19 protein-coding genes are annotated in these 19,545 nt (G+C 69.4%); 14 read left to right on the top strand and 5 right to left on the bottom strand.

The window, feature by feature from the left end; genetic code table 11:
* Positions 1-78 precede the first annotated feature (78 nt).
* Complete coding sequence (locus FBY35_RS15935; RefSeq protein ID WP_142214431.1) at positions 79-837, top strand: MerR family transcriptional regulator; 759 nt, start codon at positions 79-81, stop codon at positions 835-837.
* A 36-nt stretch (positions 838-873) separates the two neighbouring features.
* On the opposite strand, the gene FBY35_RS15930 is transcribed toward FBY35_RS15935, so the two are convergent.
* A complete protein-coding gene (locus FBY35_RS15930) occupies positions 874-1,239 on the bottom strand; it encodes a YbjQ family protein (protein ID WP_142214430.1) in 366 nt (121 codons plus the stop codon).
* Between the two features lie 185 nt (positions 1,240-1,424).
* Between FBY35_RS15930 and FBY35_RS15925 the strand changes: the two genes are divergently transcribed.
* Positions 1,425-2,117: a DedA family protein gene (locus tag FBY35_RS15925; protein WP_142214429.1), complete on the top strand. Its 693-nt coding sequence runs from the start codon at positions 1,425-1,427 to the stop codon at positions 2,115-2,117.
* Positions 2,118-2,164: 47 nt separating this feature from the next.
* On the opposite strand, the gene FBY35_RS15920 is transcribed toward FBY35_RS15925, so the two are convergent.
* Positions 2,165-3,823 carry a threonine/serine exporter ThrE family protein gene (locus tag FBY35_RS15920; RefSeq protein ID WP_142214428.1) on the bottom strand — a complete coding sequence of 553 codons (1,659 nt, stop codon included), beginning with the start codon at positions 3,821-3,823 and terminating at the stop codon, positions 2,165-2,167.
* Positions 3,824-3,960: 137 nt separating this feature from the next.
* Positions 3,961-4,455, bottom strand: a complete 495-nt coding sequence (locus FBY35_RS15915) for an inorganic diphosphatase (protein ID WP_108151010.1) — start codon at positions 4,453-4,455, stop codon at positions 3,961-3,963.
* 86 nt (positions 4,456-4,541) lie between these two features.
* Between FBY35_RS15915 and dacB the strand changes: the two genes are divergently transcribed.
* From dacB to folE, 6 genes are all read left to right on the top strand, one after another.
* On the top strand, positions 4,542-5,945 hold the full coding sequence (dacB, locus tag FBY35_RS15910; RefSeq protein ID WP_142214427.1) for a D-alanyl-D-alanine carboxypeptidase/D-alanyl-D-alanine-endopeptidase: 1,404 nt from the start codon (positions 4,542-4,544) through the stop codon (positions 5,943-5,945).
* A 67-nt stretch (positions 5,946-6,012) separates the two neighbouring features.
* Positions 6,013-7,158 carry a zinc-dependent metalloprotease gene (locus tag FBY35_RS15905; protein ID WP_142214426.1) on the top strand — a complete coding sequence of 382 codons (1,146 nt, stop codon included), beginning with the start codon at positions 6,013-6,015 and terminating at the stop codon, positions 7,156-7,158.
* A gap of 188 nt (positions 7,159-7,346) precedes the next feature.
* Positions 7,347-8,414: a tRNA lysidine(34) synthetase TilS gene (tilS, locus tag FBY35_RS15900; protein WP_142214425.1), complete on the top strand. Its 1,068-nt coding sequence runs from the start codon at positions 7,347-7,349 to the stop codon at positions 8,412-8,414.
* 96 nt (positions 8,415-8,510) lie between these two features.
* Positions 8,511-9,050, top strand: a complete 540-nt coding sequence (hpt, locus tag FBY35_RS15895; RefSeq protein ID WP_142215096.1) for a hypoxanthine phosphoribosyltransferase — start codon at positions 8,511-8,513, stop codon at positions 9,048-9,050.
* A gap of 161 nt (positions 9,051-9,211) precedes the next feature.
* Positions 9,212-11,233, top strand: a complete 2,022-nt coding sequence (gene ftsH / locus FBY35_RS15890) for an ATP-dependent zinc metalloprotease FtsH (RefSeq protein ID WP_142214424.1) — start codon at positions 9,212-9,214, stop codon at positions 11,231-11,233.
* Between the two features lie 137 nt (positions 11,234-11,370).
* Positions 11,371-11,976, top strand: coding sequence for a GTP cyclohydrolase I FolE (gene folE / locus FBY35_RS15885; RefSeq protein ID WP_142214423.1), 606 nt, complete (start codon positions 11,371-11,373; stop codon positions 11,974-11,976).
* Positions 11,977-12,083: 107 nt separating this feature from the next.
* On the opposite strand, the gene FBY35_RS15880 is transcribed toward folE, so the two are convergent.
* Positions 12,084-13,196 carry an esterase family protein gene (locus FBY35_RS15880; RefSeq protein WP_142214422.1) on the bottom strand — a complete coding sequence of 371 codons (1,113 nt, stop codon included), beginning with the start codon at positions 13,194-13,196 and terminating at the stop codon, positions 12,084-12,086.
* Between the two features lie 147 nt (positions 13,197-13,343).
* Between FBY35_RS15880 and FBY35_RS15875 the strand changes: the two genes are divergently transcribed.
* The 6 genes from FBY35_RS15875 (at position 13,344) to FBY35_RS15850 (ending at position 18,263) form a co-directional block, all read left to right on the top strand.
* Positions 13,344-15,176 (top strand): phosphatidylglycerol lysyltransferase domain-containing protein, encoded by a 1,833-nt coding sequence (locus FBY35_RS15875; RefSeq protein WP_186356948.1) that lies wholly within the window; start codon positions 13,344-13,346, stop codon positions 15,174-15,176.
* Between the two features lie 100 nt (positions 15,177-15,276).
* The gene (folP, locus tag FBY35_RS15870; RefSeq protein ID WP_142214420.1) at positions 15,277-16,134 is read left to right on the top strand and encodes a dihydropteroate synthase; all 858 of its coding nucleotides are present in this window, start codon (positions 15,277-15,279) and stop codon (positions 16,132-16,134) included.
* Positions 16,131-16,577 (top strand): nuclear transport factor 2 family protein, encoded by a 447-nt coding sequence (locus FBY35_RS15865; RefSeq protein WP_142214419.1) that lies wholly within the window; start codon positions 16,131-16,133, stop codon positions 16,575-16,577. Before folP ends, FBY35_RS15865 begins: the two co-directional genes overlap by 4 nt.
* 193 nt (positions 16,578-16,770) lie before the next feature.
* Positions 16,771-17,130: a dihydroneopterin aldolase gene (gene folB, locus FBY35_RS15860; protein WP_142214418.1), complete on the top strand. Its 360-nt coding sequence runs from the start codon at positions 16,771-16,773 to the stop codon at positions 17,128-17,130.
* On the top strand, positions 17,127-17,726 hold the full coding sequence (folK, locus tag FBY35_RS15855) for a 2-amino-4-hydroxy-6-hydroxymethyldihydropteridine diphosphokinase (RefSeq protein ID WP_142214417.1): 600 nt from the start codon (positions 17,127-17,129) through the stop codon (positions 17,724-17,726). The genes folB and folK overlap by 4 nt, the downstream gene beginning before the upstream one ends.
* A gap of 48 nt (positions 17,727-17,774) precedes the next feature.
* Positions 17,775-18,263, top strand: a complete 489-nt coding sequence (locus tag FBY35_RS15850) for a DUF3180 domain-containing protein (RefSeq protein ID WP_142214416.1) — start codon at positions 17,775-17,777, stop codon at positions 18,261-18,263.
* 63 nt (positions 18,264-18,326) lie between these two features.
* On the opposite strand, the gene FBY35_RS15845 is transcribed toward FBY35_RS15850, so the two are convergent.
* The gene (locus FBY35_RS15845) at positions 18,327-19,490 is read right to left on the bottom strand and encodes an ABC transporter ATP-binding protein (RefSeq protein WP_142214415.1); all 1,164 of its coding nucleotides are present in this window, start codon (positions 19,488-19,490) and stop codon (positions 18,327-18,329) included.
* Positions 19,491-19,545: the final 55 nt, after the last annotated feature.

Below are 19,545 nucleotides of genomic sequence, written 5' to 3'. Positions count from 1 at the left end.
GCTCGTACGGGCTTGCACCTCACGCAACGTGAGGCCCGAGGCTGAGACGCGTAACGAGAAGTGAAGGAGCGGAAAGCGATGAGCTACTCCGTGGGACAGGTGTCCGCATTCGCCGGCGTGACCGTGCGCACGCTGCATCACTACGACGAGATCGGACTGCTCCGTCCGAGTGGCCGCAGCCACGCGGGCCACCGGCGCTACGAGGACGCCGACCTCGACCGGCTGCAGCAGATCCTGTTCTACCGGGAGCTCGGCTTCCCGCTCGACGAGGTCGCGGCCCTGCTCGACGACCCGGACACGGACCCGCGCGAACACCTGCGCAGGCAGCACGAGCTGCTGACCGGCCGGATCGCCAGGCTGCAGGAGATGGCCGCCGCCGTCGAACAAGCCATGGAGGCGAGAAAGATGGGCATCAACCTCACGCCCGAGGAGAAGTTCGAGGTCTTCGGGGACAAGGACCCCGAGCAGTACGCCGAGGAGGCCGAGCAGCGCTGGGGCGGCACCGATGCCTATGCCGAGTCGCAGCGGCGGGCAGCGCGCTACACCAAGGACGACTGGAAGCGCATGCAGGACGAAGTCGCCGACTGGGGCGCCCGCTACGGCGCCCTCATGGCGGACGGCGAGCCGCCGACCGGTGAGCGGGCCATGGACATGGCCGAGGAACACCGCCGGCACATCACCAGGTGGTTCTACGAGTGCACGTACGAGATCCACACGGGACTCGGCGAGATGTATGTGTCCGACGAGCGGTTCCGCGCTTTCTACGACACCACCCGGCCCGGGCTCGCCGTCCATCTGCGCGACGCGATCCTGGCGAACGCGGTGCGCAACAGCTGAGCGGGCTGCGGCGTCCGTGTCCTGGCCCGGAGCTCCTCAGCTCTTGGCCAGGACAACCGCCGTCCCGTACGCGCAGACCTCCGTGCCCACGTCGGCCGCTTCCGTCACATCGAAGCGGAACATCAGCACGGCGTTGGCGCCGCGGGAGCGGGCCTGCTCAACCAACCGCTCCATCGCCTGGTTACGGGTCTCGACCAGGGTCTTGGTCAGGCCCTTCAGCTCACCGCCGATCATCGATTTGAGACCGGCGCCGATCTGGCTGCCCAGATGCCGCGAGCGCACGGTGAGGCCGAAGACCTCGCCGATGACCTGCTGCACCTGGAACCCGGGTACGTCGTTCGTGGTGACGACCATGACGTCGGACTGCGGACCCTGCCCGCCGCCGTAATCCTCGATGCCCATCTGCGTCCACCTTCCGTACGGGCTTGTGACGCACAGCTTTGTCCCAGACGGGGCACAGTGCATCCTGGGCGGACGGACGGAACGTTGAGCAGCCGCGATGCGTTGATAGCTTTGGGTGGCCGACCACGCCGGATCGACGGCCGAATCGACGATCGACCGACTATCGACTCAGGAGCCCGGACCTCGTGACTACCCTTGCGCTCGGACCGAGCTGGCTGGACCCGGACTATCTGATCTCGACGTTCGGCCTGATCGGGGTCTTGGTCATCGTCTTCGCCGAATCCGGCCTCCTCATCGGCTTCTTCCTGCCGGGCGACTCGCTGCTGTTCACCACCGGCCTGCTGGTGACGACCGGCACGCTCGACGAGCTCCCGCTGTGGGCGGTGTGCGCGCTGGTCGTGTTCGCGGCCGTCGTCGGTGACCAGGTCGGCTATCTCTTCGGCCGCAAGGTCGGTCCCTCGCTCTTCAGGCGCCCCGACTCCAGGCTCTTCAAGCAGGAGAACGTCGAGAAGGCGCACGAGTTCTTCGAGAAGTACGGTCCCAAGTCGCTGGTCCTGGCCCGCTTCGTGCCCATCGTGCGCACATTCACGCCGATCATCGCCGGTGTGAGCCGGATGAACTACCGCTCGTTCATCACGTTCAATCTCATCGGCGGCGCCCTGTGGGGCGCGGGTGTGACGCTGCTCGGCGCGGGGCTCGGCAAGGTCGAGTTCGTGAACAAGAACATCGAGGCCATGCTGGTCCTGATCGTGCTGCTCTCGGTGATCCCGATCGCGATCGAGTTCCTGAGGGCGCGCTCCAGGAACAAGAAGGAAGCGGCCGCCGCCGGACCGGAGGACGAATCCCCGTCGCAGCGCGGCCGCCACGCCAAGCGCTGAGCTCTCGCGGGCTGCACGCGAACCCGGCAGGATCCGGACGGCAGACCCTAGAACCCGCGCGTCCGCTTGGCCGCGCGGCGGCCGGACGGGCCTTCCACACCGGGCACGGGCACCCGCAGGAACAGCCGGGACAGCTCGCCGCCCAGGTTCACCCCGATCGCGATGGCCAGCGCCAGGGCGGCGGCCTTGGTGAGCTGGGTGAGGCCCGCGTTCAGATCGTTCCTGGCGATCTCGAGCAGTCCGAAGTACGTCGCGCTACCGGGCAGCAACGGCCCGATCGCCGCGGTCACGTACGGCAGCGCGGACGCGAACCGGTAGCGCGAGAGAGCCTGCCCGAACAGGCCCACCAGACCGGCCGCCGCGGCTGTCGCGGCGACCGGCGAGACATCCGCGGTGTTCGCGAGCGCGCCGTACACCACCCAGGCGACCCCGCCGTTGAACGTGGCCAGCAGCACCGTGTTCCGCTCCTGCTGGAGCAGCACGGCGAAGCACAGGGACAGTGCCATCGCCGCCAGCGTCTGCACCACCGGCCGGTGGACACTGTGGATGGCCGTCTCGGGGTTCAGGCCCGCGCCCAGCGCGAGGCCCAGATAGAGCACGCCCAGTACGCCGACGACGATGCCGACCACCAGATAGCCCACCTCGAGCAGCCGGGCCGCCGCGGTGATGTAGAAGCCGGTCAGACCGTCCTGTACGCCGGCGACCAGGGCACGCCCCGGGATCAGCGCGAACAGCCCACCGGTGATCACCGCCGAGGCGCGTACCTCCAGCGGTGACAGCGTCAGCGCGACGCCCATCGCGGCGGACGGCATGGCCGCGGCGACGAACTGGTAGAACTCGGGCAGTCCGCGCCCCGCGCACAGCCAGGCGAGCCGGTCGCCGAGCATGGCGCTGATCGCGGCCGCGAGGAACACCAGCGCATCGCCGCCGACCAGCACGGACGCCGCGCCCGCCAGCAGTCCGCCGGCCAGGGTGAGCGCCCAGCCGGGGTAGGGGTGGCGGTTACGGCGGATCTCGGCGAGGCGGCGGTAGGCCTCCTCCAGCGAGACCTCCGACTCCTCGGTGCTGATGTCGTGGACCAGCCGGTAGACCGCGGCCAGCCGGGTGTAGTCGGTGCCCCGGCGCCGCACGGTCCGGTTGGCCGTCACCGGGTCGTCGACGAGCGAGGGCTGGTAGGTGATCGACAGCAGTGTGAAGGTGACGGTCGGCTCGCAGCGGTCGAGTCCGTAGGAACGCGAGATGGCGAACATGGCCGCCTCGACGTCCTCGGCGCCCTCGCCGCCCGCGAGCAGCAGCTCCCCGATACGCAGCGTCAGGTCGAGCACGCGCGGGACGGCCGGACCGCCTTCCTCGTGCCGCTGCACGGCCTCCGGCACGGGCCGCTCTCCCACCGGCATCCGCAGCATCGTCCGCATCCGGTCCTGCCAGGGGGCGTCCTTGGTCAGCCGGACCACGGGGATGCCGTGCGCGGGCGTGAACGCGGGCGGCGAGTTCCTGGCGCTGTAGGTGCTCGGCAGGGCGAAGGCGGAACCCTCCGGCTCGGCCGGGCCCTCGGTCCCGACCCCGGTCGGAACGGCGAACTCCGAGGAGGGATGGTCCTCTTCGGGACCATCCGGCTGTCCCACCCCGGGCGGCGGGGTGAAGGCGCTGCGCGCCTCGTCGGACTGAGGCTTCCGGTCTTCCGGACCCTCCGGTTCCGCCACCACGTGCTGTCCTCCCTCCCTCTTGTGCCGGTGTCAGCCCAGTATGTGTGCGGGCTGATCCTTCACGCCCCGCTCGCTCACGCACGACGGGCGGCGCACCCCCGAAGGGTGCGCCGCCCGTACGAGCAATTCGGCGGAGGTCAGTGCGCGCCGCCCTGCGCCTCCAGGCGCTTGTAGGAGGCTTCGATCTCGGCCTCGGCCTCGGTGCGGCCGACCCAGTTCGCGCCCTCGACGGACTTGCCGGGCTCCAGGTCCTTGTAGACCTCGAAGAAGTGCTGGATCTCCAGGCGGTCGAACTCGGACACGTGGTGGATGTCGCGCAGGTGCTCGACGCGCGGATCGGAGGCAGGCACGCACAGCAGCTTGTCGTCGCCGCCCGCCTCGTCCGTCATCCGGAACATGCCGATCGCGCGGCACTTGATCAGACAGCCCGGGAAGGTCGGCTCGTCAAGGATGACCAGCGCGTCCAGCGGGTCGCCGTCCTCGCCGAGCGTGTTCTCGACGAAGCCGTAGTCGGCCGGGTAGCTGGTCGAGGTGAAGAGTCGACGGTCAAGGCGGATCCGACCGGTCTCGTGGTCCACCTCGTACTTGTTCCTCGAACCCTTCGGGATCTCGATGGTGACGTCGAACTCCACGGGTGGCTCCTCCATGATCAACACATACGTCTGGTGGTTAAGTGTCCCTCACGCAGGTGTGTGATCGCGAAAGGGGATGGTGCGGGGTGCCAGAGGTCAGGACGTGGCAGCTCGCCGCGGGCGCCGCCGTGGCCGGCCTCGCCCTCGCCGCCGGGGCGGTGGCCGCGGCGGGTCCCTGGGACTCGGGCCAGCGTAAGGCCGAGAAGGAGCGGGCGGCTGCCCGGAGTCCGGTGGGTGGCGCACATCACGGAACACCGAGGCGGCAGGCCCCGGCTCCCGCGCCCAGCGCACCTGGTGTGCTCGCCGCTCTCGGCGCCCCCGCGAACGCCACGGCCAAGGCCGCGGGGACCACGCCCACCGACCTCGCAAAGGTGCTCGCTCCGCTGCTCGGCGACCCGGGGCTCGGGACAGTCCGTACGGCCTGCGTCGTCGATCTCGCGACGGGCAGGCAGCTCTTCGGGCTGGGGGTCCGGCAGCCGATGACTCCCGCCTCCACGATCAAGATCGCCACCTCGGTCGCCGCCCTGTCCGCCCTCGGCCCCGACCACCGCATCCCCACCACCGTCCTCGCCTCGAAGGACGCCAGGCAGCTCACCCTGGTCGGCGGGGGAGACGCGAGCCTCGACTCGGCAGGACTGCGCACGCTCGCCGATCGTACGGTCCGTGCCCTGCGCGAACGGGGGGTCGCCTCCGTCCGGCTCGCGTACGACACCTCGCTCTACAAAGGGCCCGTCCGCCACCCCATCGGCCCCAACCCGAACATTGCCCCGGTCAGCGCTCTCATGGTGGGCGAGGGCCGGTACGACGAGAAGAGCACGGGGCCCGCCGGCCGCAGCCCCGATCCGGCGGGAGACGCGGTGCGTGCCTTCGCGCGGCTGCTCGGCGAGCGCGGCATCGCAAGTTCCCCCGCCCCCGCCCCCGGCCGAGCAGCCGACGGGTCCGCCCCGCTGGCCAAGGTGCTCTCCGTACCCCTGTCGGCCCTGGTCGAACGGGCACTGACCAACAGCGACAACGACATCGCCGAAGCACTGGCCCGCCAGACCGCCCTCGCCACCGGCGAGGAGCCGAGCTTCGAGGGCGCAGGACGGGCCGTCACGAAGCAACTGGCGGGACTGAAGCTCCCGTTGACCGGCGCCCGCATCGCCGACGGCAGCGGCCTGAACCGGGACGACCGGCTCACCGCCGGGCTGCTCACCGCACTGCTGGCCCGCGCCGCCGACCCGGCCCACCCCGAACTGCGCCCGGTCCTGACGGGCCTGCCGGTCGCGGGCTTCAGCGGCACCATGGAGAGCCGCTACAGCCGGACCTCGCCCGGCACCGGACTGGTGCGCGCCAAGACCGGGACCCTGACCGGCGTCAACACCCTGGCGGGCACGGTCGTAGCCCCGGAGGGACGCCTCCTCGCTTTCGCCTTCCTGGCCGCCGACACCCCGTCCAAGGAGGCCGCCCAGCCCGCTCTGGACCGGCTGGCGGCCGCGCTGGCCTCGTGACTCAATGGGCGAACCGGCCGTTGCCGACACCTGACCGCTCCCGGAGCCGACAACGTACGGTTGACGCATGACGAGCATCGGTGGTGCCGAGATGGTCGACTGGAACCTCGCCGCGGCGACCGCGACCCGCTTCGTGCGGCCCGGACCCGAGGTGAGCAGGGACGAGGCGCGTGCCGTCGTCGCCGAGCTGCGACGGCATGCCAAGGCGTCCGAGCTGCATGTACGGGACTTCACCCGGATGATCCCGGACGGCCATGAACCGAAGGACACCCCCGTCCTCGTCGTGGACCGGGCCGGGTGGATCCAGGCGAACGTCGCGGGCTTCCGCGAGTTGCTGAAGCCACTGCTCGACAAGATGCAGGAGCGCCGCTCGGGCAGCGCCGGCGGTGCGATGCTCGGTGCGGTCGGCGGCAAGGTCACCGGCGTCGAGCTGGGGATGCTGCTGTCGTTCCTGGCCTCACGGGTTCTGGGGCAGTACGAGACCTTCGCGCCCGCCACCCGTGAACTGCCCGCGGGAGACCCCTCCGACTCGGGCGGTGGCGGCGGCCGCCTCCTCCTGGTCGCCCCGAACATCGTCCATGTCGAGCGTGAACTCGAAGTGGATCCGCACGACTTCAGGCTCTGGGTCTGCCTCCACGAGGAGACCCACCGCACCCAGTTCACCGGTGTGCCGTGGCTGCGCGACCATCTCGAGGGCGAGATCCAGTCATTTCTGGGCGAGACCGAGGTCGACCCGATGACGGTTCTCGAGCGCTTCCGGGAGGCCGCCCAGTCGCTCTCCGGCGCCCGCCCCGAGGGCGAGGAGGACGAGGGCGGCCGCTCCATCGTCGAGCTGGTCCAGACCCCCGCCCAGCGCGAGATCCTCAGCCGCCTGACCGCCGTGATGTCCCTGCTGGAAGGGCATGCCGACTTTGTGATGGACGGTGTCGGGCCCGATGTCGTGCCCTCCGTCGCCGAGATCCGGGAGAAGTTCCAGCAGCGCAGGGCCCGCGGCGCGAGCCGTCTGGACCAGGCGCTGCGCAAGCTGCTCGGCCTCGACGCCAAGCTGCGCCAGTACCGCGACGGCGCGCGGTTTGTCCGGTCCGTCGTCGAGGAGGTGGGAATGGATGGATTCAACCGCGTCTGGACGTCTCCCAACACGCTGCCCACCAAGGCGGAGATCGCCAAACCCGCGGACTGGGTCGCGAGGGTGCACCGTAAAGCAGAATCGTGAGCGGGTGGCGTCCGACGGCAGAAGGACGCCCCCCTAATCACCCATCCGAGGGACCGTGGGCAATGGGTAGGCGTGCAATGCTCGGGTATCGGCTCGGTTCTGTCACCATCGACGCACTCTGAGTGACTGATCCTCCCCTCCCGACAACCGACCGAGGCACCCCCAACTTTCCACGAAGGGCACCGGACATGGGTCCCCATCCTGCGGTCGCGGCGATACGCCTGGCGGTCCGCCGCGTACTCCACGACGTACTCTCCGAACACTCCGACCGGCTCGCGCGCTCCGTCGGCCATGCGGCCCCCGCGCGCTCGGCCTCCCCGTTCCATCACGCGCCCGCAGACGAGCAGCCGCTCGTCCTGGTGGCATGCTCCGGCGGCGCCGACTCCATGGCCCTCGCCTCCGCCCTCGCCTTCGAGGCCCGCAAACTCTCCGTCCGGGCCGGCGGCATCACCGTCGACCACGGCCTCCAGGACGGCTCCGAACTCCGCGCCGCCGAGGTCGCCGCCCGGCTCACCGCGATGCAGTTCGACCCCGTCGAGGCCATCACCGTACGAGTCGGCCGCGACGGCGGCCCCGAGGCCGCGGCCCGCGACGCCCGCTATGCCGCCCTCGACGACGCCGCCGAGCGCCACGGCGCCGCCGCCGTCCTGCTCGGCCACACCCGCGACGACCAGGCCGAAACCGTCCTGCTGGGTCTCGCCCGCGGCTCCGGCACCCGCTCGCTGTCCGGGATGGCGGCCGTCTCGGGGGCGGCCGGCCGTTACCGCCGCCCCTTCCTGCAGCTCGACCGGCAGACCGCGCGCAAGGCCTGCATGGCCCAGTCGCTGCCCGTCTGGGACGACCCCCACAACGCCGACCCGGCCTACACCCGCTCCCGGCTGCGGCACGAGGGCCTGCCCGCCCTGGAGAAGGCGCTCGGCAAGGGCGTCGTCGAGGCCCTCGCCCGCACCGCGCAGCTCTCCCGCGACGATGCCGACGCCCTGGACACCTGGGCCGCCGACGCGGACGCCTCCGTACGGGACGACGCGGGCCGCCTGGAGTGCGCGAAGCTCTACGCGCTGCCGCCCGCCGTGCGCCGCCGGATCCTGCGCCGGGCCGTGATCGAGGCCGGTGCGCCCGCCGGTTCGCTCTTCGCCCGGCACGTGGAGGAAGTCGACCGGCTGATCACGGGCTGGCGCGGCCAGGGAGCCATCAACCTGCCCGGCCGCGTCGAGGCACGACGGCAGGGTGGCAGACTGGTCATTCGGCAAGGCTGACGCAGTCGCAGCGAAACGCGAGTGGCTGTATCCGTCCGGGGGACAACCCCCGGACCCTCGGCAGAACAGAAAGCGACGCGGGTGAACGAGAAGGACATGGGCGCCGACCTCCAGTCGGTGCTCATCACCAAGGAAGAGATCGACGCGAAGCTGGGCGAGCTGGCCGCGAAGATCGACGCGGAGTACGCGGGCAAGGATCTGCTCCTCGTGGGTGTCCTCAAGGGCGCCGTGATGGTGATGGCGGACCTGGCGCGTGCCCTGTCCACCCCCGTCACGATGGACTGGATGGCCGTGTCCTCGTACGGCGCGGGCACTCAGTCCTCCGGCGTGGTCCGGATCCTCAAGGACCTGGACACCGACATCAAGGGCAAGCACGTCCTGATCGTCGAGGACATCATCGACTCCGGCCTCACGCTCTCGTGGCTGCTGTCGAACCTCGGCTCGCGCGAGCCGGCCTCGCTCGAGGTCTGCACACTGCTGCGTAAGCCGGATGCCGCGAAGGTCGCGATCGATGTGAAGTGGATCGGCTTCGACATTCCCAATGAGTTTGTCGTCGGGTACGGCCTGGATTACGCCGAGAAGTACCGCAATCTGCCGTTCGTCGGCACGCTCGCACCGCACGTGTACGGCGGCTGAAGCCCCCCGAAAGCACGGGAACCCTGACCCCTCTCCCGCCGTTGGAGCAAGGGAAGGCGGCCACAGGTGACAATGCTGGGGTACCGTCCGAAGAACAGTCTTTTCTCACAGCAGCATTTACCTACGGGCAGGAGGGACGGGGCGATTTCCGCTCCGTATGGATGGACGTGAAGCGATACTTCCGTGGGCCGGTCATGTGGATCGTGCTGGCCGTCCTCGCCGTGGTCGTGTTGATGCAGGTCGTCGGCTCGTCCGGCGGCTACAAGACGGTGGACACCGGCGAGGTCGTCCAGGCGATCGACAAGAACCAGGTCGACCAGGTCAAGCTGACCACCGGCGACGAACAGATCATCAAGGTTGATCTGAAGGACGGCCAGAAGGTCAAAGGCAGCGACAAGATCCAGGCGAGCTACATCGGCACCCAGGGTGCCGATCTGGCCGACAAGCTTCAGACGAAGTACGAGGCCGGCGACATCGAGAAGGGTTACACCGTCTCGCCGTCGAAGCAGAGCCCGTTCGTCTCGGTGCTGCTCTCGCTGCTGCCCTTCGTCCTGATCGTTGTGGTCTTCCTCTTCCTGATGAACCAGATGCAGGGCGGCGGCTCCCGAGTGATGAACTTCGGGAAGTCCAAGGCCAAGCTGATCACCAAGGACACCCCCAAGACGACCTTCGCCGATGTGGCGGGGGCCGACGAGGCGGTCGAGGAGCTCCACGAGATCAAGGAGTTCCTGCAGGAGCCGGCCAAGTTCCAGGCGGTCGGCGCCAAGATCCCGAAGGGTGTGCTGCTGTACGGCCCGCCCGGCACGGGCAAGACGCTTCTCGCGCGCGCCGTCGCGGGCGAGGCCGGTGTCCCCTTCTACTCGATCTCCGGCTCCGACTTCGTCGAGATGTTCGTCGGTGTCGGTGCATCCCGGGTGCGCGACCTCTTCGAGCAGGCCAAGGCGAACGCTCCGGCGATCGTCTTCGTCGACGAGATCGACGCCGTCGGCCGACACCGCGGTGCGGGTCTGGGCGGCGGACACGACGAGCGTGAGCAGACGCTCAACCAGCTGCTCGTCGAGATGGACGGCTTCGACGTGAAGGGCGGCGTCATCCTGATCGCCGCCACGAACCGGCCCGACATCCTTGACCCGGCTCTTCTGCGTCCCGGCCGTTTCGACCGGCAGATCGCCGTCGACCGCCCGGACATGCAGGGCCGTCTGGAGATCCTCAAGGTCCACCAGAAGGGCAAGCCGGTCGCCCCGGACGTCGACCTGGGCGCGGTTGCCCGGCGTACGCCCGGCTTCACCGGCGCGGACCTGTCGAACGTGCTGAACGAAGCAGCGCTCCTGACGGCGCGCAGCGACAAGAAGCTGGTCGACAACCACGCCCTGGACGAGGCGATCGACCGCGTCGTGGCGGGCCCGCAGAAGCGGACCCGGATCATGTCGGACAAGGAAAAGAAGATCACCGCGTACCACGAGGGCGGTCACGCCCTGGTCGCGGCGGCCTCGCCGAACTCCGACCCCGTCCACAAGATCACGATTCTGTCCCGTGGCCGCGCTCTGGGCTACACCATGGTCCTGCCGGACGAGGACAAGTACTCCACGACCCGCAACGAAATGCTCGACCAGCTGGCATACATGCTGGGCGGGCGCGCGGCCGAGGAACTCGTCTTCCACGACCCGACCACCGGTGCGGCCAACGACATCGAAAAGGCCACCGCCACGGCCCGCGCGATGGTCACGCAGTACGGCATGACCGAGCGTCTTGGCGCGATCAAGTTCGGTGGCGACAACACCGAGCCGTTCCTCGGACGTGAGATGGCTCACCAGCGGGACTACTCCGAAGAGGTCGCCGCGCTGGTCGACGAAGAGGTCAAGAAGCTCATCGAGACCGCGCACAACGAGGCGTGGGAGATCCTCGTCGAGAACCGCGACGTGCTCGACAACCTGGTTCTCCAGCTCCTTGAGAAGGAGACCCTCGGCAAGGAGCAGATCGCCGAGATCTTCGCGCCGATCGTGAAGCGCCCGGCCCGCCCGGCCTGGACCGGCTCCTCGCGACGCACTCCGTCGACGCGACCGCCGGTGCTCTCGCCGAAGGAGCTGGCGCTGACCAACGGAGCCGTCGGCTCCAACGGCTCCGCCCCGACGGACGCCGCTCCGGCCATCGAGGCGGTTCCCGAGGAGCGTCCGGAGGGCTGATCGGCTGATCCCCGGCGGTGCCGTCGTCGTACGGCGCCGCACAGGGCCCGGAATGAATGCCGCGTCCCCCAGGTTCTAGCCTGGGGGACGCGGCGTTTGGTACGCCCGTACGCCACAGCACGAGGAACGAGGCACAGATGACCGACCCGGTGACGCTTGACGGCGAGGGCATGATCGGCGAATTCGACGAGAAGCGGGCCGAGAACGCCGTGCGAGAACTCCTCATCGCGGTCGGGGAGGACCCGGACCGGGAAGGCCTGCGGGAGACGCCGGGTCGGGTGGCGCGGGCGTACAAGGAGATTTTTGCCGGGCTGTGGCAGGAGCCGGAGGATGTCCTGACGACGACGTTCGACCTCGGCCATGACGAGATGGTCCTGGTCAAGGACATTGAGATCGTCAGCATGTGTGAGCACCACCTGCTTCCGTTCCACGGGGTGGCTCACATCGGCTACATCCCGGCGGACACCGGAAAGATCACCGGCCTGTCCAAGCTGGCCCGCCTAGTCGAGGTCTACGCTCGCCGGCCGCAGGTGCAGGAGCGGCTGACGACACAGATCGCCGACTCGTTGATGCGGATCCTTGAGGCGCGCGGCGCGATTGTGGTCGTGGAGGCCGAGCACATGTGCATGTCCCTGCGAGGCATCCGCAAGCCCGGTGCCAAGACCACCACGTCGGCGGTGCGCGGCCAGCTGCGTGACGCGACAACCCGCGCCGAGGCGATGAGTCTGATACTGGCGCGATAGCCGGGGTGCCGGGGGTGCCGGATGCCCCGCGTCCCCTCTGAGGCTCTGATCGCCGGTCAGAGGGGGCCCGATGCGCAGCGCACTGGGTCCTCGCGCGCTGCTGAGGCCTACGACGCGCTGAGCCGTCCGCTCAGCCACGTAAGGGCGGGCGGGATCTCGCGCCGCCAGGTGTTGAAGTTGTGCCCGCCGCTGTCGAGCATGATCGACGAGACACGGGCCGGAGCCTTCACCTTGTGGATGAACTGCAGGGTGTGCTTGAGATTGCCCTCGCCCGCCTTCGAACTGGTCACCAGGAACGACGACTTGCCCTGCGGCAGATGGTCCAGGCTCCACAGCAGATTGGCGCGGCTCTTCGCCCTATTGTCGCCGTGGAAGAGATCGCCGGTCGTCGGGTCGTCGGCCGCCTTGTAGTACGCCGAGAGGCCCGCGGCCGCGCCGAACTGCTCCGGGTGGTGCAGAGCGATCTTCAAGGCGCAGTAGCCGCCGGTCGAGTTCCCGATGAAGCCCCAGTTCCGGGGCTTGGTGCCGACGCGGTACGTCTCAGAGATCGCCTTCGGCAGATCCTTGGCGAAGAAGGTCTCGGTCTGCGGCCCGCCCGGTACGTCCGCGCACTCGGTGTCCCGCGGCGGCGCGACGGTCGGCCGCAGCATCACGAGGATCATCGGCTGCATAGCGCCGTCCTTGGCCTGCATGAAGGCCGTTCTCGGGTACTTCAGTCCCTTGAGCAGGTTCTCGGCCGTACCGGGATAACCCGTCAGCACCAGTGCTGCCGGAAAGGTGCTCTTCTGGTACTTCGGCTGAAAATACTCCGGAGGCAGGTAGACATACGCAGGTGTGTCGATCCGGGATTTCTCGCCCGCCACGACGATCTTCTGTATCTGGCCGCCTGTCGCGGGCCGTGAGCTGCCCGGGACATCCAGCTTCTTCTTCTCCACGACCTTGATCCGCTTGCCGCCGGCCGAGTGGTCGACGACCACGCCCATGTCCTGTTCCTGACCGAAGAGGTCGGACCAGGAGCCGTAGAAGAGGAACGAGTTGTTCGCGGCGAGTCCGACCGCGGCGAAGAGTGCCAACTGGGTCGCGAGCAGCAGACCGATCCTGCCGGTCACGGCCCCCCAGCTGCGGCGCGCCAGCCGCGGCCAGAGCCAGATCGTGACGGCGAACAGCAGCACGGCCAGGAGGATGGCCAAGGCCAGAACTTTGTTACTGGTCAGACCCATGAGTCGCGTGAGCTTTCTTCCTTGAGAATTTCCTGTGAATGAGTGAACCCACCTCCCGAAAGTCCCGTCCTAGAGAGCGCTAATCGTCCGGAGCCCGCTGAACTGCGGCGCACGGACACAGGATCTCTCGCGGAGTCACGGGAAGCGATGTCTGCAACGGTAGATGGGGACAAATCAGGATTGGTTCCGGATCAGGTGCGTCGCGTCCTGCGCGGCCCCCGATCGGAAGTGGTTCCTTCGCTGGTCGGCACGGCCTGCACACTCGTCGGCCTGATCGACATTGCCGCCGGGGTCTTCCCCCGGTTCCGGCACAGCCGTATGCACTCGCTCGCCGAGGTGTTGCCGGGAACCACCAGGCCCTTCGCCGCGGCGCTTTCGCTGAGCGCCGGCGTGCTGCTTCTGCTGCTCGCCCACGGGCTGAAGCGGCACAAGCGCCGCGCCTGGCGGGCCGCGGTGATCCTGCTGCCCGTCGGCGCGGTGGGGCAGTTCGTCTACCGCCACTCGGTGATCGGTGCGCTGGTCTCGCTGCTGCTGCTGACGCTCCTGCTGCGCCACCGCAGTGAGTTCGCCGCGCTGCCCGACCCGCGCAGCCGCTGGAAGGCGCTGGCCAACTTCATTCTCATGGGCGCCGGTTCCCTCGGCCTCGGCCTGGTCATCGTCAGCGCGCACCCTCACAACGAGGTCGGCAGCCCCAGCCTGACGGACCGCCTGGAGCATGTCCTGTACGGACTGTTCGGCTTCGAGGGTCCCGTCGACTATGCCGACGGCGTGTCCTGGACGGTCGGTTACTCCCTCGGCGCGCTCGGCCTGCTGACCGCCGTCACCACGATCTATCTCGCCTTCCGCCCCGAGCACCCGGCGGCGCGCCTCACCGAGGACGACGAGCGCCGGCTGCGCGACCTGCTGACCCGGCACGGCGGGCGGGACTCGCTCGGGCACTTCGCGCTGCGCCGCGACAAGGCTGTCGTCTTCTCGCCGAGCGGCAAGGCCGCGGTCACCTACCGCGTGGTCTCCGGCGTGATGCTCGCCAGCGGCGACCCGATCGGCGACGTCGAGGCGTGGCCAGGCGCGATCGAACGCTTCATGGACGAGGCGAAGGCGCACTCCTGGACCCCGGCGGTGATGGGCTGCTCGGAGACCGGCGGTGAGGTCTGGACCCGGGAGACCGGGCTGGACGCGCTGGAGCTCGGTGACGAGGCGGTGGTGGACGTCGCGGATTTCTCGCTCACCGGGCGCGCGATGCGCAACGTACGCCAGATGGTGAAGCGCATCGAACGCAATGGGTACATCACGCGAGTACGGCGCGCACGTGACCTGTCCGACGAGGAGCTGGAGGCCATCAGGCAGGCCGCGGCGGACTGGCGGGGCACCGACACGGAGCGGGGCTTCTCGATGGCCCTGGGCCGGATAGGCGACCCGGCCGACGGCGACGCGGTGATCGCGACGGCGCACAAGGACGACCCCGATTCTCCGTACGGCGACCTGAAGGCGATCATCCACTTCGTCCCGTGGGGGCCGGACGGAATGTCCCTGGAACTGATGCGGCGCGACCGCTCGGCCGACCCGGGCATGAACGAACTCCTGATCGTGGCCGCCCTGCAGGCCTCTCCGGACCTGAAGATCGAGCGGGTCTCGCTGAACTTCGCGATGTTCCGTTCGGCGCTGGCACGCGGCGAGAAGATCGGCGCGGGCCCGGTGCTGCGGATGTGGCGCGGACTGCTCGTGTTCCTCTCCCGCTGGTTCCAGATCGAGTCGCTGTACAAGTTCAACGCGAAGTTCCAGCCGCGCTGGGAGCCGCGCTTCGTGGTCTTCCGCAACACGCGCGACCTGCCGCGGATAGGTTTCGCGGCGATGCAGGCGGAGGGCTTCGTCAACGTCGCGCTCCCCCGCCTCTTCCCGCGCCGCCGCCCGCCGCGCCAGCCCCGCCCGTGCGCCCACATCACCACCCCGACGCCGGAAGCGGAGATCCGCGCGGCGTAGGGGTACGGCGGGACGTCCCGCCCGCCTCACCGGCCCAGGGGGTGTCATGCGGATCAGGGCGAGCCCGCAGGATCCGAAAGACACCCCCTAGGCTGGGCGTATGAGTACGTTGCGCGGACGGGGCACGGCCATCGGCCTGCCGGAGTGGGATCGCTGTGCGGTCATGGGGGTCGTCAATGTGACGCCCGATTCCTTCTCCGACGGCGGTCGCTGGTTCGACACCACCGCCGCGGTCAAGCGCGGCCTCGACCTGGTCGCCGAGGGCGCCGACCTCGTAGACGTCGGCGGTGAGTCGACCAGGCCGGGCGCCAGCCGCGTCGACGAGGACGAGGAGCTGCACCGGGTCATCCCCGTGGTCCACGGCCTCGCCTCCGAGGGTGTGACCGTCTCCGTCGACACGATGCGCGCCTGTGTCGCCGAGAAGGCGGTCGCCGCCGGCGCCGTGCTGGTCAACGACGTGAGCGGCGGCCTCGCCGACCCCCGCATGGTCCCGGCCGTCGCCGCCACCGGCGTCCCCTTCGTCGTCATGCACTGGCGCGGTTTCAGCCAGGACATGAACGCCCGAGCCGTCTACACCGACGTCGTCGCCGAAGTCGTCGCCGAACTGCGCGCCCGTATGGACGCAGTCGTCGCGGGCGGCATCGCCCCCGAGCGCATCGTCATCGACCCGGGCCTCGGTTTCGCCAAGCAGGCCGAGCACGACCTCGCCCTCGTCGCCCACCTCGACGAACTGCACGCACTCGGCCGCCCCCTCCTCGTCGCCGCCTCCCGCAAGCGTTTCCTCGGCCGCGTACTGGCCAAGGAGGGTGCCCCGCCACCGGCTCGCGAGCGGGACGCCGCGACCGCAGCCGTGTCCGCCATAGCGGCCCACGAGGGCGCGTGGGCCGTCCGCGTGCACGAAGTCCGCGCCACGGCCGACGCCGTCCGCGTCGCCCGTGCCGTCGAGGGTGCGCGGTGAGCCGTACCGACGTAGAGCTGGTCGAAGAGGCCAACACCACGTTCTACGAGACGATGGAGCGCGGTGACTTCGAGGAGCTCTCCGGCCTCTGGCTTGACGAGGGCATCTCCTGCATCCACCCTGGCTGGCCGGTCCTCACAGGCCGCGGTGAAGTGCTCCGCTCGTACGCCCTGATCATGGCGAACACCGAGTACATCCAGTTCTTCCTCACCGACGTGAAGGTCAGCCTCGCCGGCGACACCGCCCTGGTCACCTGTACGGAGAACATCCTCAGCGGCGGCCCCGCCGAGGAGGGCGGCGAACTCGGCCCCCTGGTCGGCCAGCTCGTCGTCGCCACCAATGTGTTTCGCCGCACATCGGACGGTTGGAAGATCTGGTCACATCACGGATCACCCGTTCTGGCGGAAAGTGACGACGAAGAGGACGACGAAAGCCCCTCATAAGTGGGTAGGCGGGCCTTCGGGGATTGGCAATCCGGCCCTCGGGGTAGGGGCGGCTACCAGCCTCGCGGGGGCCTCGTCCACAGCACCCGTTGGCGGGCACTGTCGGTGCTCGCAGGTAGATTCGATCGTGGACACCGTGCCGCCCGCACGCGGCATCGTGCCCGCAGGACCAACGACAGCAGGAGTGATTCGCGTGGATCGTGTCGCGCTGCGCGGCCTCAAGGCCCGCGGGCACCATGGCGTTTTCCCCCGGGAGCGCGAGGAGGGCCAGACCTTCATCGTGGATCTGGTGCTCGGCATCGACACCCGCTCCGCGGCGGCCAGCGACGACCTGGCCAAGACCGTGCACTACGGCGTCGTGGCGGAGGAGGTTGTGGCGGTCGTCGAGGGCGAACCCGTCGACCTGATCGAGACGCTGGCGGAGCGGATCGCGCAGCAGTGCCTCAAGCATGACGGCGTCGAACAGGTCGAGGTGGTCGTGCACAAGCCGGACGCACCGATCACGGTGCCTTTCGACGACGTGTCCATCACGATCACCCGGAGCCGAGTATGAATTCGATCCAGAGCGACCCGACCGTGCAGCCGGTGCCCGCCTCCGTGGTGGAACAGGTCGACGCGGCGGATGTCACCCTGTCCAACCCGAAACGGGCGGTGATCTCCCTCGGCTCCAACCTGGGCAACCGCCTGGAGACCCTGCAGGGCGCGATCGACGCGCTCGAGGACACGCCGGGCCTGCGGGTCAAGGCCGTCTCTCCGGTGTACGAGACGGAGCCGTGGGGCGTCGAGCCGGGCACCCAGCCCTCGTACTTCAACGCGGTGGTCGTGATCAAGACGACGCTTCCCCCGTCCTCCCTGCTGGAGCGCGGCCAGGCCATCGAGGAAGCCTTCGACCGGGTCCGGGAGGAGCGCTGGGGACCGCGCACGATCGACGTCGACATCGTGGCCTACGCCGATGTGGTCTCCGACGACCCGGCGCTCACGCTTCCCCACCCGCGCGCCCACGAGCGGGCGTTCGTACTCGCGCCGTGGCTCGATGTCGAGCCGGGGGCCCAGCTGCCCGGCCGCGGAGCGGTCGCCCAGCTGCTGGCCGGCGTCGGCCAGCACAATGTGCTCGCCCGGGCCGACCTGGAACTCCGTCTCCCCGAGTAGTCGTTAGGCTCTTCGAATACCCAGGACAGGTGAAGGGCGGCGCTCTCGGTGAAGCAACTACGGCTCGGAGTACTGGCCGGTCTCTTCGCCGCGGCGGGCGTGCTGTCGTGGGGCGGCGCCCGCCTGTGGGAGGCCTTCGGCACCCTGCCGAGCGTGCCGCTGGCCGCGCCGATCGTGCTGGCGGTGATCGCCGTCATCCTCACGGCGACGGCACTCTCCCTCCGCGCCCGCCTCCGGGCCCAGCGCGAACGCCGCCCGGGGGCGAAGGGCGTGGAACCCCTGATGGCGGCCCGGGCAGTGGTTTTCGGCCAGGCGAGCGCGCTGGTGGCGGCGCTGGTCTCGGGCATGTACGGCGGTACGGGCGTCTACCTGCTCGGCTCCCTGGACATTCCGGCCCGCCGGGACCAGGCGATCTATGCGGGCTTCTCGGTCGTGGCGGGCATCGGCGTGATCGCGGCGGCGTTCTTCCTCGAGCGGGTCTGCAAGCTCCCCGAGGACGAGGACAACGGGTCGGGTGCGGCCCCGACGGCTCACTGAGGCAGCTTCGGCTGCTGCGGCACCCCTCGCCCCTGACGCAGCTTCGCTCCTGAGGCTGGTTCCTCAGAGCTTGGTCACGGCCGTCACCGTCTCGATCGTCTCCAGCGTGACGTCTTTGCGCGGAATGTCCTGCGCGTCCGCGTCGATCGAGCGGCGCAGTGCCTCGTGCAGCCGGGCAGGGGTGAGCACCCCGAGGAAACGCCCGGTCTCCTCCTTGTCGATGACCGCGATCCAGCCCGCGTCGTGCTGGAGCATCGTGGCGAAGGCATGCTTGAGGGAGGCGCCTACGGGCAGCCAGGCCTCCATCCGGCGGGCGTGTTCGCCTACGGTGCCCTTCTGTCGTGCCTCCTCGGCGGAGATCCAGCCGTGCAGGTCGCCCGATCCGTCCAGGACGACGGCCCAGCGGGAGCCGAGGTCGAGCGGCAGCGGGTCATCGAGGCGGACGACGGGCGGCTGGTCGAGATCGCTCTCCTCGATGGGGGTGACCGACAGCCGCTTGAGACCGCGGTCCGCGCCGACGAAGTCCGCCACGTACGCGGTGGCCGGGGTGCCGAGAACCGCGGCCGGTGCGTCGAACTGCTCGATGCTCCCCTGTCCGTAGACGGCGATACGGTCGCCGAGGCGTACGGCTTCCTCGATGTCGTGGGTGACGAAGAGCACAGTCTTGCGCACCTGGGACTGGAGCCTGAGGAACTCGTTCTGAAGGTGCTCGCGCACCACCGGGTCGACCGCGCCGAACGGCTCGTCCATCAGCAGCACGGGCGGGTCGGCGGCCAGCGCCCGGGCCACTCCCACGCGCTGGCGCTGGCCGCCGGAGAGCTGCTCGGGGTAGCGGTCGCCGTACACCGACGGGTCCAGGCCCACCAGATCGAGGAGTTCGGCGGCGCGCTCGCGGCCCTTGCCGCGCTTCCAGCCGAGGAGATGAGGGACGGTCGCGACATTCTCCAGGACCGTTTTGTGGGGGAACAGGCCGACCTGCTGGATCACATAGCCGATGCGGCGGCGCAGTTGGACCGGGTCGATGGCGGATATGTCGTCCCCGTCGAGGAATATCCGGCCACTACTCGGCTCGATCAGGCGGTTGACCATCTTCATGGTGGTGGTCTTGCCGCAGCCGGACGGTCCGACGAGCGTGACCAGTTCGCCCTCGGCGACCTCGAACGACAGGTCGTCGACCGCTGTCGTTCCGTCCGGGTACCGCTTGGTGACGCGCTCGAATCGGATCATGGTTCCCCATTGTGACGGGTGTTGTGTGAAAGCCATGTTGCTGCAATGTGGCGGC

Source organism: Streptomyces sp. SLBN-118, assembly GCF_006715635.1.
Lineage (GTDB): Bacteria > Actinomycetota > Actinomycetes > Streptomycetales > Streptomycetaceae > Streptomyces.
Note: the sequence above shows the minus strand (reverse complement) of the source record. Positions and strands in the feature narration are given on the sequence as shown.

Excerpts from the sequence above, each read along its gene's own strand:
- tilS (WP_142214425.1), top strand. The coding sequence starts at position 7,347 with ATGGGTCCCCATCCTGCGGTCGCGGCGATACGCCTGGCGGTCCGCCGC.
- FBY35_RS15905 (WP_142214426.1), top strand. The coding sequence starts at position 6,013 with ATGACGAGCATCGGTGGTGCCGAGATGGTCGACTGGAACCTCGCCGCG.
- FBY35_RS15845 (WP_142214415.1), bottom strand. The coding sequence starts at position 19,490 with ATGATCCGATTCGAGCGCGTCACCAAGCGGTACCCGGACGGAACGACA.
- FBY35_RS15930 (WP_142214430.1), bottom strand. The coding sequence starts at position 1,239 with ATGGGCATCGAGGATTACGGCGGCGGGCAGGGTCCGCAGTCCGACGTC.
- FBY35_RS15935 (WP_142214431.1), top strand. The coding sequence starts at position 79 with ATGAGCTACTCCGTGGGACAGGTGTCCGCATTCGCCGGCGTGACCGTG.
- hpt (WP_142215096.1), top strand. The coding sequence starts at position 8,511 with ATGGGCGCCGACCTCCAGTCGGTGCTCATCACCAAGGAAGAGATCGAC.
- ftsH (WP_142214424.1), top strand. The coding sequence starts at position 9,212 with ATGGACGTGAAGCGATACTTCCGTGGGCCGGTCATGTGGATCGTGCTG.
- folE (WP_142214423.1), top strand. The coding sequence starts at position 11,371 with ATGACCGACCCGGTGACGCTTGACGGCGAGGGCATGATCGGCGAATTC.
- FBY35_RS15875 (WP_186356948.1), top strand. The coding sequence starts at position 13,344 with ATGTCTGCAACGGTAGATGGGGACAAATCAGGATTGGTTCCGGATCAG.
- folP (WP_142214420.1), top strand. The coding sequence starts at position 15,277 with ATGAGTACGTTGCGCGGACGGGGCACGGCCATCGGCCTGCCGGAGTGG.
- folK (WP_142214417.1), top strand. The coding sequence starts at position 17,127 with ATGAATTCGATCCAGAGCGACCCGACCGTGCAGCCGGTGCCCGCCTCC.
- FBY35_RS15880 (WP_142214422.1), bottom strand. The coding sequence starts at position 13,196 with ATGGGTCTGACCAGTAACAAAGTTCTGGCCTTGGCCATCCTCCTGGCC.